The sequence below is a fragment of the Virgibacillus salexigens genome (assembly GCF_014905415.1).
Classification (GTDB): Bacteria; Bacillota; Bacilli; order Bacillales; family Amphibacillaceae; genus Virgibacillus; species Virgibacillus salexigens.
This window is the reverse complement of record NZ_BNEO01000125.1, coordinates 1-308: the sequence shown is the minus strand read 5'-3', so window position 1 is coordinate 308 and position 308 is coordinate 1. Positions and strand designations below refer to the sequence as shown.

Annotated in this window: 1 protein-coding gene; it reads right to left on the bottom strand. The window is 37.7% G+C overall.

Annotated elements, in window-relative coordinates; translation table 11 throughout:
* Positions 1-35 precede the first annotated feature (35 nt).
* The gene (locus JKP73_RS22520) at positions 36-251 is read right to left on the bottom strand and encodes an SDR family oxidoreductase (RefSeq protein WP_200412022.1); all 216 of its coding nucleotides are present in this window, start codon (positions 249-251) and stop codon (positions 36-38) included.
* Positions 252-308: the final 57 nt, after the last annotated feature.

The window sequence follows — 308 nt, the reverse complement described above, 5'->3', positions numbered from 1 at the left end:
GGGTATAAATCATCTGGCTTACCGAGATGAGGAGGTCACATAAGAAAGACTCTGTCTATATTTTCTAATGCTTTGGAAAACGTCTGGTTATCCGGTAAATCGAGAATTACCTTATCTATCGTATTTCCAAACATCGCTTGTAATTTGCTCTTGTTTGTTCCGGCCGCTACAACATCCTCTCCCATATGTAAGAGTTCCTCCACCACAAACTTGCCGACATTTCCAGTGGCTCCTGTAACTAGTATTTTCATTGTTATATTTCCTCGCTTAAAAATAATTAAGATATGACGTATTATCTTCTATTCTTT

Coding starts and splice junctions, on each gene's coding strand:
- JKP73_RS22520 (WP_200412022.1), bottom strand. CDS start 251: ATGAAAATACTAGTTACAGGAGCCACTGGAAATGTCGGCAAGTTTGTG.